The 15,145-nt window shown below is 57.6% G+C and carries 14 protein-coding genes and 2 tRNA genes; 12 read left to right on the top strand and 4 right to left on the bottom strand.

The features are described from left to right. The first annotated feature begins 7 nt into the window (after positions 1-7). From ACXJGX_RS10945 to ACXJGX_RS10925, 5 genes are all read left to right on the top strand, one after another. Positions 8-1,144, top strand: a complete 1,137-nt coding sequence (locus ACXJGX_RS10945) for an alpha-hydroxy acid oxidase (protein WP_474781519.1) — start codon at positions 8-10, stop codon at positions 1,142-1,144. 63 nt (positions 1,145-1,207) lie between these two features. Beyond that, positions 1,208-2,329: a hypothetical protein gene (locus ACXJGX_RS10940; protein WP_474781517.1), complete on the top strand. Its 1,122-nt coding sequence runs from the start codon at positions 1,208-1,210 to the stop codon at positions 2,327-2,329. Positions 2,330-2,542: 213 nt separating this feature from the next. Further along, the gene (locus tag ACXJGX_RS10935) at positions 2,543-5,986 is read left to right on the top strand and encodes a pyruvate carboxylase (protein ID WP_474781515.1); all 3,444 of its coding nucleotides are present in this window, start codon (positions 2,543-2,545) and stop codon (positions 5,984-5,986) included. Then, positions 5,986-6,510, top strand: a complete 525-nt coding sequence (locus ACXJGX_RS10930; protein ID WP_474781513.1) for a DUF2314 domain-containing protein — start codon at positions 5,986-5,988, stop codon at positions 6,508-6,510. Before ACXJGX_RS10935 ends, ACXJGX_RS10930 begins: the two co-directional genes overlap by 1 nt. After that, positions 6,507-6,905, top strand: coding sequence for a VOC family protein (locus ACXJGX_RS10925; protein WP_474781511.1), 399 nt, complete (start codon positions 6,507-6,509; stop codon positions 6,903-6,905). The genes ACXJGX_RS10930 and ACXJGX_RS10925 overlap by 4 nt, the downstream gene beginning before the upstream one ends. Here the strand turns inward: ACXJGX_RS10925 and ACXJGX_RS10920 are convergent. From ACXJGX_RS10920 to doeA, 3 genes are read right to left on the bottom strand one after another with little or no spacing between them, the layout of a single operon-like run. Beyond that, the gene (locus ACXJGX_RS10920) at positions 6,886-8,256 is read right to left on the bottom strand and encodes an aminotransferase (protein ID WP_474781509.1); all 1,371 of its coding nucleotides are present in this window, start codon (positions 8,254-8,256) and stop codon (positions 6,886-6,888) included. The two genes, ACXJGX_RS10925 and ACXJGX_RS10920, sit on opposite strands and share 20 nt — an antisense overlap. 21 nt (positions 8,257-8,277) lie before the next feature. Beyond that, complete coding sequence (doeB, locus tag ACXJGX_RS10915; protein WP_474781507.1) at positions 8,278-9,285, bottom strand: N(2)-acetyl-L-2,4-diaminobutanoate deacetylase DoeB; 1,008 nt, start codon at positions 9,283-9,285, stop codon at positions 8,278-8,280. 3 nt (positions 9,286-9,288) lie between these two features. Then, positions 9,289-10,464, bottom strand: a complete 1,176-nt coding sequence (gene doeA / locus ACXJGX_RS10910; RefSeq protein ID WP_474781505.1) for an ectoine hydrolase DoeA — start codon at positions 10,462-10,464, stop codon at positions 9,289-9,291. A 99-nt stretch (positions 10,465-10,563) separates the two neighbouring features. On the opposite strand from doeA, the gene ACXJGX_RS10905 reads away from it, so the two are divergent. The 3 genes from ACXJGX_RS10905 (at position 10,564) to ACXJGX_RS10895 (ending at position 11,416) form a co-directional block, all read left to right on the top strand. Then, positions 10,564-11,040: an Lrp/AsnC family transcriptional regulator gene (locus tag ACXJGX_RS10905; RefSeq protein WP_474781503.1), complete on the top strand. Its 477-nt coding sequence runs from the start codon at positions 10,564-10,566 to the stop codon at positions 11,038-11,040. A 101-nt stretch (positions 11,041-11,141) separates the two neighbouring features. Then, positions 11,142-11,216 (top strand) — tRNA-Gly (locus ACXJGX_RS10900). A gap of 125 nt (positions 11,217-11,341) precedes the next feature. Beyond that, a tRNA-Gly gene (locus tag ACXJGX_RS10895) sits at positions 11,342-11,416 on the top strand. A 58-nt stretch (positions 11,417-11,474) separates the two neighbouring features. On the opposite strand, the gene ACXJGX_RS10890 is transcribed toward ACXJGX_RS10895, so the two are convergent. Next, positions 11,475-12,215, bottom strand: a complete 741-nt coding sequence (locus ACXJGX_RS10890) for an imidazoleglycerol-phosphate dehydratase (RefSeq protein WP_474781501.1) — start codon at positions 12,213-12,215, stop codon at positions 11,475-11,477. 147 nt (positions 12,216-12,362) lie between these two features. On the opposite strand from ACXJGX_RS10890, the gene hisB reads away from it, so the two are divergent. The 4 genes from hisB (at position 12,363) to ACXJGX_RS10870 (ending at position 15,041) form a co-directional block, all read left to right on the top strand. Continuing rightward, positions 12,363-12,950, top strand: coding sequence for an imidazoleglycerol-phosphate dehydratase HisB (gene hisB / locus ACXJGX_RS10885; protein ID WP_474781499.1), 588 nt, complete (start codon positions 12,363-12,365; stop codon positions 12,948-12,950). Beyond that, positions 12,947-13,585, top strand: a complete 639-nt coding sequence (hisH, locus tag ACXJGX_RS10880; protein ID WP_474781497.1) for an imidazole glycerol phosphate synthase subunit HisH — start codon at positions 12,947-12,949, stop codon at positions 13,583-13,585. Before hisB ends, hisH begins: the two co-directional genes overlap by 4 nt. A 5-nt stretch (positions 13,586-13,590) precedes the next feature. After that, positions 13,591-14,502, top strand: coding sequence for a glutaminase (locus ACXJGX_RS10875; RefSeq protein WP_474781495.1), 912 nt, complete (start codon positions 13,591-13,593; stop codon positions 14,500-14,502). Between the two features lie 77 nt (positions 14,503-14,579). Continuing rightward, a complete protein-coding gene (locus ACXJGX_RS10870; RefSeq protein ID WP_474781493.1) occupies positions 14,580-15,041 on the top strand; it encodes a transglycosylase SLT domain-containing protein in 462 nt (153 codons plus the stop codon). Positions 15,042-15,145: the final 104 nt, after the last annotated feature.

Here is a 15,145-nt window from a genome sequence, read left to right as displayed (position 1 = left end):
TCTGCGCATGAATTTACATGCCCAGTACCCCGCCATCGCCGATCTGAAATCCCGTGCACGCAAGCGCGTACCGCATTTTGTCTGGGAATATCTGGACAGCGCCACCGGGGTCGAGGCCACGCAAACCCGCAACCGCACCGCGCTGGATCAGGTGCTGCTCGAGCCATCGATATTGCATGGCGAATTCACCCCGGACCTGTCGACCACGTTGATGGGCCGCGATTACCCACTGCCGATTGGAATCGCGCCCTTGGGAATGTCGGGGTTGATTTGGCCGGGGGCGGAACAGATGCTGGCGCGCACTGCGGCACGCGAAGGAATTCCCTACACCCTGTCGACCGTGGCCAGTCAATTGCCCGAGGATGTCGGACCGCATGCGGGCGCACAGGGGTGGTTTCAACTGTATCCGCCGCGTGATCCGGAAATCCGCAAGGATATTTTGAACCGCGCAAAGGCGTCGGGGTTTCACACATTGGTGTTGACGGTGGATGTGCCGGTCGCATCGCGGCGTGAACGCCAGACCCGCAGCGGGATGACAAATCCGCCGAAACTGACCCCGCGTCTGGCGTTTCAGGCGGCGCGCCGTCCAGCGTGGCTGAATGGCATCCGCAAAACGGGTATGCCGCGCCTGCGTCTGATGGAAAGCTATTCCGATATAAAAACTGCTCTGCCGTCGAACCAGCACATTGGATATCTACTGCGCACCTCGCCGGACTGGGAATACCTGACATGGCTGCGCGACCATTGGGACGGACCGCTGGTCGTCAAGGGGGTACTGCGTGCGGATGATACCGCGCGGCTGTCCGATGCGGGCGTGGATGCAATTTGGGTCAGTAACCATGCGGGACGCCAGTTTGACGGCGCACCTGCAACCATTGACGTGCTTCCCGCCATTCGCGCCGCAACCACCCTGCCCGTAATCTTTGACAGCGGCATCGAAGGCGGGTTGGACGTGCTGCGCGCGCTGGCACTTGGTGCGGATTTTGTCATGCTGGGCCGGGCGTTTCATTATGGATTGGCGGCCTTGGGCGAACCAGGTGCAGCACATGTGTTGGATATTCTGCGCCAAGACATGATCAGCAACATGGGGCAGATCGGTGCGCGGAACTTGGCCGCTGTTTACAGCACCACCTTAGAGCGTTAGCGTCCCAGACCATCCTATTACTGACCATCCAAGGTTTATATCCTACGCGTAAGAGGCAACACATTGAGCGATGAACAGAACCCAACTTTAACACCCCAAGAGGGCGTCGCCGCCATCACGTCGCTTCTTCCGCAGGTCATTGAAATGGCGGGCAATAATGATCTCTCTGGGACTGATGACCTGCTTGATCAACTTGAGGCGGTCGTCGCGGCAACAGGGCTGGATATATCGGCTTTCACAGGCCAATTCAGCGGGCTCAGGGAACAATCTGCGAAGGCACAAAACCACATTGCAAACCAAGACGCCGCGATGTGGGCAGGTGATATGGCCCGCGGGCGGTTTCTGAATGAAAGCGGCGCCAGCATTGATCTTTCAGCCCTTGGCTTGCCTGATTTATCAACTGATACAGGGTGGGATGAAGATGCTGCGCGGGATGCGGTCTTTGACCAGCGGGGCATTGATCCCTACCAATCTTTGCAGGGCGCCGAAGTTCCGCCTGACCGCTATGGGGACATTGCCAGCGGAAAATCAGGGGCCATCGCTGCATTTATCGCAACCGGTCTTGATCCGAATACCCCCACAGGCGCGTCATTGCATACGGCGTTTCTGGCCGCACTTGACGCGCCGCATCGCAATCTTGGCGATTTGCAGGCGTTGTGCGATGCGGGTGCTGACCCCTGCCAGCTTCACGCTTGGGGTGACAACAGTTTATCATGGGCGATGGGATACCCACACCTGAATACCGTAACCGCAGACAGTGAGATGGCGATCATCCGTTTTCTTCGCATGCGTGGTGTCGATGTCAACCACAGCATTCCCGACTTTGGATCCGTGTTCAGACGCGCGCTTATTAACGGTGGTGCAGACCAAGTTGCAGCGCTGCTTGCCAATGGCGCGGACCCGACGGGCAATCTTCCCGATGACTTTCCATCAGATTTTCTTGCTGGCGCAACACCCATCATGGCGGCGGCCCCGAAACCCGATGTAATTGCTCTTTTGCTGTCGCATGGGATCGACCCGCATACACCAGATAGCAAAGGGCGTGATCCAGTTGCTTTTATTGCCGCACATGCACGTGCCGCGCGGGAAAGAGCTGATGCGTCAGACCCGTGGACAGGGGCGTTTGCCGATGCTCTTGAGACAACGTTGGCGCGCATTCAGCAGCATAGTGCGCGGCAAGCCTGAAGCACTCTGGTGCCAATGCGCCATGCGCAAAGTCGGATGGTGCGTGTCCTTCGGTGCCGTCCAGCACGTGTTTTTGCAGCAATCCGTCCGTCAGTTGACGTAGCGGCGCAGGCGCACGCGCGAAAATAGTTAGCGCTAACGTAAATTGTCGCATGGGGGCTAGACATCCGCACAGCATAGCACAACAATGCTGCAACTGCGAAGGGGACAAGCATGGCCGACTTTAAGAAAATTCTGATCGCCAACCGAGGCGAAATCGCCATCCGTATTATGCGGGCCGCGAACGAGATGGGCAAAAAAACCGTTGCCGTCTATGCCGAGGAAGACAAACTGGGGCTGCACCGCTTTAAGGCCGACGAAGCCTACCGCATCGGCGAGGGTCTGGGTCCGGTTGCCGCCTATCTGTCGATCGAAGAAATCATCCGTGTCGCCAAAATGTCGGGCGCTGATGCGATCCACCCCGGGTATGGCCTGCTGTCTGAAAACCCCGATTTTGTTGACGCCTGTACCGCGAACGGCATCACCTTTATTGGCCCCAAAGCCAAAACCATGCGCCAATTGGGCGACAAAGCCAGCGCCCGCCAAGTCGCGATAGAAGCGGGCGTGCCGGTGATCCCGGCCACCGACGTGCTGGGCAACGACATGAAGAAGATCAAAAAGCAGGCGGCCGAAGTGGGGTATCCCTTGATGCTCAAGGCGTCTTGGGGCGGCGGTGGTCGCGGGATGCGCCCGATCATGAACGAAGAAGAACTGGAAGAAAAAGTTCTGGAAGGCCGTCGCGAAGCAGAGGCTGCCTTTGGCAACGGCGAGGGTTATCTGGAAAAGATGATCATCAAGGCCCGGCACGTCGAAGTGCAGATCTTGGGCGACAGCCATGGCCAGATTTATCACCTGTGGGAACGCGATTGTTCGGTGCAGCGCCGAAACCAAAAAGTGGTCGAGCGCGCCCCTGCCCCGTATTTGTCCGGCACCCAGCGCGAACAGATCTGTAATTTGGGCAAAAAGATCTGTCAGCATGTGAATTACGAATGTGCTGGCACCGTCGAATTTTTGATGGATATGGACAACGGCGAATTCTACTTTATCGAAGTCAACCCGCGCGTTCAGGTGGAACACACAGTCACCGAAGAGGTCACAGGCATCGACATTGTGCGCGCCCAGATCCTGATTGCCGAGGGCAAGTCGCTGGTCGAGGCCACAGGGTGCGCATCGCAGTATGATGTAAAACTGGACGGGCACGCGCTGCAATGCCGGGTGACCACCGAAGATCCGCAAAACAACTTTATCCCCGATTACGGCCGCATTCAGATGTACCGTTCGGCCACCGGTCCGGGCATTCGTCTGGATGGCGGAACTGCCTATTCTGGGGCGGTAATTACCCGTTATTACGACAGTCTGTTGACCAAGGTGACTGCCCGCGCGCCCACGCCCGAAATGGCGATTGCGCGGATGGACCGCGCGCTGCGTGAATTCCGTATTCGCGGGGTATCGACCAACATCGCATTTGTCGAAAACCTGCTAAAACACCCAACGTTCCTGAACAATGAATACCACACCAAATTCATTGACGAGACACCCGATCTGTTCAATTTCAGCAAACGCCGCGACCGCGCGACGAAAATCTTGACCTACATCGCCGATATCACCGTGAACGGGCATCCTGAAACAGCGGGGCGCGCGCGCCCTGCTGCCGAAGTCAAAGCACCCAAACCGCCAGTGAAACCATCCGCGAATGTGGCCCCCGGCACCCGCAATATTCTGGACGACTTTGGCCCCGAGGCCGTTGCCGACTGGATGCGCGACCAAAAGCAACTGTTGATCACCGACACCACGATGCGTGACGGTCACCAGTCATTGTTGGCCACCCGGATGCGGTCGATTGATATGATCAACGCGGCCCCCGCCTATGCCGCGAAAATGAACCAGTTGTTCAGTGTGGAATGCTGGGGCGGTGCGACGTTTGACGTGGCCTATCGGTTCTTGCAGGAATGCCCATGGCAGCGCCTGCGCGACATCCGCGCGGTGATGCCGAACATCATGACGCAAATGCTGCTGCGCGCGTCCAACGGGGTTGGCTATACCAACTATCCTGACAACGTCGTCGAAAGCTTTGTGGCCCAAGCCGCCACATCAGGGGTCGACGTGTTCCGCGTGTTTGACAGCCTGAACTGGGTCGAAAACATGCGCGTGGCGATGGATGCCGTCGGCAAGTCCGGCAAGGTTATCGAAGGCACGATCTGTTACACAGGCGACGTGCTGGACCCTGCGCGCGCAAAATACGACCTGAAATACTATGTCGGGATGGCCAAGGAATTAGAGGCCGCAGGCGCGCATGTGCTGGGCCTGAAAGATATGGCCGGGCTGATGAAACCCGCAGCAGCAAAAACCCTGATTACCGCGCTGAAACAAGAGGTTGGATTGCCAATCCATTTCCACACGCACGACACATCCGGTGCATCGATCGCGACGGTGCTGGCGGCGACCGCTGCGGGCGTCGACTGTGTGGATGCGGCGATGGATGCGTTTTCGGGCAATACATCGCAGCCGACACTGGGATCGATTGTCGAGGCGCTACGCGGCGATGAACGCGACACCGGCCTTGATATCAACGCGATCCGCGAGATCAGCAATTATTTTGAACAGGTGCGCGCGCATTACACGGCGTTTGAATCCGGGCTTCAGGCCCCCGCATCCGAGGTTTACCTGCACGAAATGCCGGGCGGCCAGTTCACCAACCTCAAGGCGCAGGCCCGTAGTTTGGGGCTCGAGGAACGTTGGCACGAGGTCGCGCAGACCTATGCCGATGTGAACCAGATGTTCGGCGACATCGTGAAGGTCACGCCATCGTCCAAGGTGGTGGGTGACATGGCGTTGATGATGGTCAGTCAGAACCTGACACGCGCCCAAGTCGAAGACCCTGAAACCGATGTGATTTTCCCCGACAGCGTCGTGGACATGATGCGCGGCAGTCTGGGGCAGCCGCCGGGTGGATGGCCCGCCGGTATTCAAGCCAAGGTGCTGAAAGGCGAAAAGCCGATCACTGAACGCCCTGGTAAATCGCTCAAGCCGGTTGATCTGGCCGATACAAAGGCGGAATTGCAGGCCAAATTCGAAGACGTCAAAATCGACGACGAGGATTTGAATGGCTATCTGATGTATCCCAAGGTGTTCCTTGATTACACGGCGCGCCATGAAACCTATGGCCCGGTGCGCACGTTGCCGACCCGCACATTCTTTTACGGAATGGAACCGGGCGAAGAAATCAGCGCCGAAATTGACCCCGGCAAGACGCTGGAAATCCGCATGCAGGCCGTGTCCGAAATGAGCGACGACGGCGAGGTCAAAGTGTTCTTTGAACTGAACGGTCAACCGCGCACGATCCGCGTGATGAACCGGCTTGCCGCCGCCCAAAACGTCAGCCGCGCCAAGGCCGAAGCGGGCAACCCCAACCACATCGGTGCGCCGATGCCGGGTGTTGTGGCGACCGTCGCGGCAATTGCCGGCAAAAAGGTAAAAGCGGGTGATCTGTTGCTGACCATCGAGGCGATGAAGATGGAAACAGGCATTCACGCGGAACGCGATGCCCGGATCAAAGCGGTGCATGTGACGCCCGGCAGCCAGATCGACGCGAAGGACCTGTTGGTAGAATTCGAATAATGCGTTTGCAATTGGCATTGATTGCCGGGCTGGTCTGGCCCGGCATCGCCGCTGCCCAAGATGGCGGCACCCCTGTTATTCCCTTTTCCGAGAATGACAGCGTCATGAACGCGGCCATCGCAGACGCACAGGCAAGTCTGCCGTTGTTTCTGGCAAACACTTTGGCTGAAGATGGGTCCGGACCGGATGGTGGCTACCTAAAGGTCGATTTCCCTGTCGACGCCGACGATCTCACTGCCGAAGTGATTTGGGTCGGGCCGTTTTTGGCGCTAGACGCGGAAAACTATGTCGGTCTGTTGGCCAACGCACCGGTGCATATGGAAGGGCTTGCGCTTTATGATCGGGTGTCATTTACCCATGATATGATCGTGGACTGGAGCCTGCAATCGGACACAGGTCAACGCTATGGTGACTATACGACGCGAGTGATCATGCGTCAGTTGCCTACGGAGGAATCCGCGCCCTATGTTGGCATGTTTATGGAACCTGCTTACCCGGTGGATTGGGCAACGCCGACCCAATGACGCAGCACCTTGCCCTGATCGCACTGCTTGTTCCCGACTACGACGCGGGCATTGCTTTTTATGTGGGTCAGCTGGGGTTTGACCTGTTGGAAGACACCGATATGGGCGGCGGCAAACGTTGGGTTCGTGTTGGTCCTGCGGGCGCGCAGACCGCGTTTTTATTGGCGCGGGCCGTGGGTGACGCGCAAATCGCCGCGATCGGCCATCAGGGCGGTGGACGCGTCTGGCTGTTTTTGCAAACCGACGACTTTGACCGCGACCATACGGCGATGCGGGCCAAAGCTGTGCATTTCGAGGAACAGCCACGCGATGAGCCCTATGGCCGCGTGGCTGTGTTTTGTGATCCCTTTGGTAACCGCTGGGATCTGATCCAGTTTACCCAAGCACCTGCGTAATCGCCTTTTTAGTGGCGGCAACCACCTGATCGACTTCGGCCTCGGTGATGCAGAACGGTGGTGCAAATCCGATGATGTCGCCTTGGGGCATCGCGCGGGCGATGACGCCTTGTTCCAGCATGGCTGCCACGATTTGCGGACAGATTTTATCCGCATAGTCATAGGCCTGCTTGGTGTCTTGGTCTTTGACGAGTTCGACAGCACATAGCAGGCCTTCGCCGCGGACCTCGCCCAGATGGGCATGACCCCCCAGCGCGTCTTGCATCGCGCCGTTCAGATAGGTGCCCATGCGTCCGGCGTTTGTGACCAAGTCCAGTTCGTCAATCAGTTTCAGATTGGCAACCCCGGCGGCGGCACAGATGGGGTGCGCCGAATAGGTCCAACCGTGGCCGATGGGGCCGTTTTCATCGGTGCCCTGTTCCAGCACTTTCCACACTTTGTCCGACACGATCGATCCCGATAGCGGTGCATAGGCCGACGTCAGGCCTTTGGCGATCGTGATCAGGTCGGGTTTCATGCCGTAATGGTCTGACCCGAACATCGTGCCCAAGCGGCCAAAGCCCGTGACCACTTCGTCGGCGACCAGCAAGATGTCGTGTTTATCCAACACCGCCTGAATCGCCGCCCAATACCCTGCGGGTGGTGGCACGATGCCGCCCGTGCCCAGCACAGGTTCACCGATAAACGCGGCGATGGTGTCAGCGCCTTCGCGCGCGATCAGCGCGTCGAGTTCAGCAGCGCAATGGGCCGAAAACTGTTCTTCTGTCTGGGATTGGTCAGCGCGGCGGAAATAATAGGGCGCATCGGTGTGAATGACCTGCGACAAGGGCAGATCGAATTTTCTGTGAAACAGATCCAGCCCGGTCAAAGACCCCGTCATCAGGCCCGACCCGTGATAACCGCGCCAGCGCGAGATGATCTTTTTCTTCAGCGGGCGACCAAGGATGTTGTTGTAATACCAGATTAATTTGATGTTGGTTTCATTGGCATCCGACCCTGACATGCCGAAATAGACTTTGGACATATGGTCAGGTGCGCGGTCCATGATCATCTTGGACAGGGTAATTGACGCCTCGGTGCCGTGACCAACGTAGGAATGATAATAGGCCAGATCGCGCGCTTGTGCTGCGATGGCATCAGCGATTTCGATGCGGCCATAGCCGATGTTCACACAATAAAGCCCCGCAAAGGCATCCAGAAACCGATTGCCGTCGCGGTCTTCGATATGCACGCCAGACGCGCCAGTGATGACGCGGGTCGGGCTTTCGCCGCGCGCATGCATCGCCAAGTGGGTCGAGGGGTGAAAGAAATTCTCGCGGTCCCATTGCTCGAGCGGGTCGTTTTTTAACATCTTCAAGTCCTTTTTTCGGTTTTATCCGGCCTGCGGGGCCAAGATTTCGACGGCCAGCACGGCGATACAGTCGCCCGCCAAGACCAGCCCCGGGTGGTGACGCGCGGTTAGCATGCCATCCATCTGCGCCTTGATCGTGCGCGGCGGGCGGCCCGTGTAGTGGACGGGCCAGATGTGCGCGATATCATCGTTTTTGCGCACGGTGTCGCCCAGGGTCACGCTGAATTCGATCAGCCCGCCTGTATCGGCAAAGTGAAAACAATCGTCGTCGGGCTGCGTCAGCATCCGCGATGGCGCGATGTCCAGCGTCCCTTGCATGATCCCTGCATGGATCAGCAAATTGTGCAGACCTTTGCGGGCGATGCGCACCGTTTCAGGGGTGGCGGTGCCGCCGCCGCCCAGTTCGGTGGTGACAAAGGTTTTGCCCTGCCCTTCGGCCGCGTCGTCATACATGCCCAGCGCGTCGATCTCGCGCATTTCAATACTGAATGGCGCATTAAACGCATCCCTTGCGGCACGGCAGCGCGCCATCTGTTCGGAATCATCCAGAATATGCGAAGCTGCAAAAGGCAGGAAATCCAATGTCTTGCCACCAGAATGGAAATCAAGCACCACATCGGCCATCGGCAGTAATGTGCGTTGAAAGTAATCCGCAATCTTTGCGGTGGGTGTCCCGTCAGGAGCCCCCGGAAAAGCGCGGTTGAGGTTGATGTTGTCAGCGGGCGACACCCGCGTACCAGCCAAAAACGCCGGGTGGTTCATGAACGGGACGATGATGACAGTGCCGCTGATATCTTGCGCGCGCAGGGTTTGCGCCATACCGGTCAGCGCAAGTGGCCCCTCGTATTCGTCGCCGTGATTGCCGCCGGTCAGCAAGGCGCGCGGCCCTTCACCATTTTTGACCACCGTGATCGGGATCTGGATCGAGCCCCACGCGCTTTCATTGCGGCTATAAGGAAGCCGCAGAAAGCCGTGCTGCACACCGTCCTGATCAAAATCGACGGTGGGTGTGATTGGATTGTCACGCATCACTTACCCCTTCACCACGAGTGCGCGGGGGGTGTTGCACAGGCAGTCCGCCCCGGTTTCAGTGATGACAATCGGTTCAGTGATCTCTAGCCCGCCATCATCCAGCCAAAGCGCGGGCATAAAGTGAAACGTCATCCCCGGTTGCATCACGGTCTTATCGCCGGCACGGAACGACATGGTGCGTTCACCCCAATCGGGAGGATACGACAGCCCGATCGCATAGCCGCAACGGCTGTCTTTTTGGAAACCCAGCTTGTTAAGGGTGCGATTAAACGCGTTGGCCACATCTTCGCACAGGTTACCCGGGCGGGCTTGTGCCAATCCGGCATCCACGGCCTCTAGCACCGCTTTTTCGGCGTCGATATATTTTTGCGGGACTTTGCCCAAGAACAGCGTGCGCGATTGCGGGCATTGGTACCGGCGATGCGCGCCAGCGATTTCAAAGAACGTGCTTTCGCCTGTTTTCAGCAGGCTGTCGTCCCATGTCAGGTGCGGTGCGGTGGCATCCATCCCCGACGGCGCCATCGGCACAATCGCGGGATAGTCCCCCCAAAATCCGTCTGCCCCGGTGACAGATGCATGGTAAATATCGGCAATCAGGTCATTTTTACGCATGCCCGGTTCAGCGGCTTCGCGCACAACGGCATGCATTTTTTCAACAATACGTGCAGCGGCGCGCATATATGTGATTTCAGTTTCCGATTTCACGGCACGCTGCCAATTCACCAGCCCGGTCGCGTCTTGCAAGCGCGCCATCGAAAGGCCGGATTGCAGCGCAAGAAAGGCGGCGGCGGTGAAATAATAGTTGTCCATCTCAATGCCGACGCGGGCGGTGGCGAGCCCGCGGTCATGGATCAACGTGGCCAGCGTTGCCATCGGGTGTTTATCCGGGTTTTGAACGTAGGTGTCGTCATAACCAATAATATTGTCATGATGCATATATGTGGTGCGCTGCGCGCCAACCGCATCCATTGAGCGGCCCCACCAAACCGGTTCTCCTTCATGCGTCAGCAGCACGCCTTGGTGCACATAGAACGACCATCCGTCATAGCCTGTCAGCCACGCCATATTCGATGGATCGGTGACAAAAATCGCGTCAAGGCCCCGCAACACCATCTCGGCACGCGTTTTTTGCAAGCGGCCCGCATATTCAGTGGCCACAAAGGGGAGGTCTGGCATTCACGTCTCCATGGATTTCGGGTCAATATAATCTTTATGCTAAGGCGATTATCTGCAAAGATCGCGTTTACAGTGCAGTTTTTGCGCGATTTTGGGGAAATGATTAATATTTACGCCATGCTCGACAATATTGATAAGAAAATCCTGCATTACATGCAGCTTAACAACCAACTGACCAGCACAGAGCTGTCGGACCGCGTTGGCCTGTCACCCACATCAGTGCAGCGCCGGCTGCATCGCTTGCGGGCCGACAAGGTCATCGAACGCGATATTGCCGTGGTATCGCCCGCGGCCTTGGGACGTCCTTTGACCATGCTTGTGTCGGTCGAGTTAGAGCGCGAAAGATCTGACATCATTGACCGTTTCAAACAGGCAGTCCGCAATCGCCCCGAAGTGCAAAGCGCCTATTACGTCACCGGAGACACCGATTTTGTATTGATCGTTACCGCAAAAGACATGGCTGATTACGAGGCATTCACCCGCGATTTCTTTTATAACAACATGGATATCAAGGGTTTCAAGACGACAGTGGTGATGGACCGCATTAAGGCGTCGTTTACCATGCCAACGGACTGAACCCTGCAGTGGCGCATTTTTCCGAAAAATCGGCGCAAGACGGTATTTTCCCCCTTGCGCCCTGTGCAATTGCTTTATAGATCACCCCTCACGAACGGAGCGCGGGCGTAGCTCAGGGGTAGAGCATAACCTTGCCAAGGTTAGGGTCGAGAGTTCGAATCTCTTCGCCCGCTCCAACAAAACAAGGTCTCTCGGAAACGAGAGGCCTTGTTTGTTTTTACCCTCATGCATTCCAATTTTTTGTCATTTGTCCCCTTGCACGCCATGCAGAGTCTTTGTAGATCACCCTCACAAACGGAGTGCGGGCGTAGCTCAGGGGTAGAGCATAACCTTGCCAAGGTTAGGGTCGAGAGTTCGAATCTCTTCGCCCGCTCCATTTGTCACGAAAAAGGCCGCCAAACTGGCGGCCTTTCGTCGTTTCTAGGGCTGGTGTACTATTGCATCTTCGCGGCGACAGGGCGACCTTCACCGATGATGCTGACCTGCGCGATATGGTTGGACGGGCGGCGATCAAACCGTTCGAATGACCGAAAAGCAACCGCAGCGGGCGGGGCTTCGACGGCATCGTCGTCCAGCTCATCAAAATAGTCATCAAGATCGTCATCGTGGTCGTCAAATGCAACGCCGTGATCCGCCAACTGCGGCATATCTTGTGCCACATCCGCGTATGCGGGCACATCGGCGACCTGTTGATCAACCGGGTCTGCCGCAACAAAGGTTTCGGTCATATCCGCCCCGTCCCATGTAAAGTCGATGTCTTCCTCTTCGGCGGCGTCCATCATGGCGTTCTCGGCGACACGCGCGGCAATCGCTTCTTTGTTGCTGACGGCGGCCACGGCCAGCTTGCCAAGCAGCTTGGAATCCATCTTGCGGCCCACCAGCGCATACAGACAGGGGAACAATTCATAAAGGTCGTCTGTTTCTTTGCCGATCCGGTCAGTAAACAAGATGCCGCTGATATAAGGGTTGCGCCGTTCCGCAGACAGCATCAACGAATGCGTCAGTTGCCCGTTGATCCGTTCGTCCATCACGAGCAGGTCAATCGTATCCAGACGGACCAAGGCATAGGCCACCTTGTGCGATTCGACGCACAGGATTTGGAACCCTTTTTCAATCAGAACACGGGCGGTTGAAACAGCGGCATCAGCGTCACTGCGTAGGATCAGGGCTTTCATCGGATTCTCCAGATATATGACCAATTGTCATAACCTTACGAATCCAACTCTTAAATTTTGCTGAAAAGGCGCCACATTTTCCACGCAGGCTTGGCCCCTGCCCCGGAAGCGCCTATAGAAACAGGCAAACAACGAAGGACGTGCCCAATGCGGACAGCCACAATCACTCGCAAAACCGCCGAAACCGACATTTCGGTTACCGTGAACCTTGATGGATCCGGCGTCTATGACAACCAGACCGGCGTGGGCTTTTTCGACCACATGCTGGATCAGCTGTCGCGCCACGCGTTGATTGACATGACCGTGCGCGCGTCTGGCGATTTGCACATCGATGACCACCACACAGTCGAGGATGTGGGCATCGCTTTGGGTCAGGCACTGACACAGGCGTTGGGCGACAAACGGGGAATCCGGCGGTATGGCAGTTGTCATCTTGCCATGGATGATGCGCAGGTGCGGTGTGCGTTGGACCTGTCAGCGCGCCCCTATCTGATTTGCAATCTGGACTTGCCGTTCGGAAAGATCGGGACGTTCGACACCGAGCTGGTGGGCGAATTCTTTCAGGCGCTGTCTACCCACGGCGGCATCACACTGCACATCGATAAATTGCACGGGTTCAACACGCACCACATCGCCGAGGCCGCATTCAAAGCCCTCGCGCGCGCCCTGCGCGAGGCGGTCGAGACCGATCCGCGCAAGGGTGATGCGATTCCATCGACCAAGGGCAGCCTATGATCACCGCATTGATCGACTATGACAGCGGCAACCTCCATTCCGCGCAAAAGGCGTTTGAACGGATGGCCGCAGAGATCAACGCAGGTGACGTGATTGTCACCGCTGATCCCGCGGTTGTGGCCCGCGCCGACCGGATTGTGTTGCCGGGCGACGGCGCGTTTCCACATTGCCGCGCCGAACTATTTGCACGGTCGGACTTGGCTGCAGCAATTATCGACGCGGTCACCGTCAAGGCGCGCCCGTTTATGGGAATCTGTGTCGGCATGCAGATGATGGCCACCATAGGCCACGAATACGAAGAGATCCCCGGCTTTGGCTGGATCGCGGGTGATATTCGCAAAATCACGCCACAAGACCCCGCGCTTAAGGTGCCACACATGGGGTGGAATGATCTGGTGATCGACCACCCGCACCCGGTGCTGGCCGGCATTGCCACGGGTGAACACGCGTATTTTGTCCACTCTTATGCGATGCAGGTGACCAATCCGAAAGAACGGTTGGCGCATGTGGATTATGGCGGTGATGTCACTGCCATCATCGGCCGCGACAACATGATCGGGATGCAGTTTCACCCCGAGAAAAGCCAAGACGCGGGCCTGCGCATGATCGGGAATTTTCTGCGGTGGAAACCTTAGGCCCGATGGACCTGCAGGACATCTTGGATGATATTGCCGATGTGATGCGCCAATCCAGGGATCGCGGCGTTGTGGCCAGCTATATCCCCGAACTGGCAGGTGTTGACCCGACCAAATTCGGGATCAGCGTCGCGCTGCCTTCGGGCCAGGTATTCCAAAGCGGTGACGCGCAGACCCGGTTTTCGATCCAAAGCATTTCCAAGGTGTTTACGCTTGCGATGGCGCTGGGGCGGTTCGGTGACCAATTGTGGACACGGGTGGGACGTGAACCATCCGGCGAAGCGTTCAATGCGATCCTCCAGCTTGAGCGCGAAAAAGGCCGCCCCCGCAATCCGTTTATCAATGCAGGTGCGATTGTGACGACGGATGCAGTGTTGTCGGGCCATGCACCGCGCGAATTTCTGGGCGAGCTTTTACAGTTCATCCGGGCGGCGGCGCGCGACGATGATATTCACATCAATGATGCGGTGGCGCATTCCGAACAGACGACAGGCAACCTGAACCGGTCTTTGGCCTATTTCATGCAGGCGCATGGCAATCTGCAAAACCCGCCAGAACTGACTTTGGGCGCCTATTTCCACCAATGCGCGGTTGAAATGACGTGCGTGCAGCTGGCCCGCGCCGGGTTGTTTTTGACCGGCGCACCCGGCACGCCCCATCTGGTATCCAGCGCAAGACAGCGCAGGATCAATGCCATGATGATGCTGTGCGGGCATTACGATGCGTCGGGAGATTTTGCCTATCGCGTGGGCCTGCCCGGCAAAAGCGGCGTTGGCGGCGGGATCATGATCGTGGCACCGGGCAAGGCGGCTGTGGCCGTTTGGTCGCCCGGGCTGAACGCACAGGGCAATTCCAAGCTGGGGACCGAGGCGATCGAAATGCTGGCGCAGCGCACCGGATGGTCCGTGTTCGGTTAACGGGCTTTCCTTGGCGGTATTTGCACCTTAGACTTTGCCGGAAATTGCAAACGAGGCACTTGATGTATTCACGGCGCATGGCTCTTCAGGTTTTGGTATTCGGCGGGCTGGCAGCCTGTGGCAGGCGGCAGCCAGATAGCCCCCCGGTCAGCAGACATGTTGTTCCGCTTTACCCCAACGAAACGCCGGAAATGCGGGCGTTGATCAATAAATATGCGGTGGTGCACGGCATCCCAGCGAGCCTGCTGCACCGCGTGATCCAACGCGAAAGCACCTACCGCCCCGAGGCGCGCAACGGTCCATATTATGGCCTTATGCAGATCTTGCCAGCCACGGCGCGCTCAATGGGGTATCAGGGTACGCCAGAGGGTCTTTTGGATGCCGAAACCAACATCATGTACGCAGGCAAATATTTGCGCGGTGCATGGCTTGTGTCGGACGGCAACGAAGAGGCTGCTGTCGGATGGTACGCCCGTGGCTATTACTTTGAAGCAAAACGGCGCGGCCTTCTGGTGGAAACCGGGTTACGGTCGGCCTGATACCGTTCATGGCCGCGATGCCAAATGGTTGACACGATCCGCGGGCCGCGACAAAAACAAAAGCCCCCGCCGTTGCGAGGGCTTTTGACATACATCGGTTCGGG

The organism is Yoonia sp. SWMV100, assembly GCF_056108365.1.
This window is presented reverse-complemented; position numbering and strand designations above follow the sequence as displayed.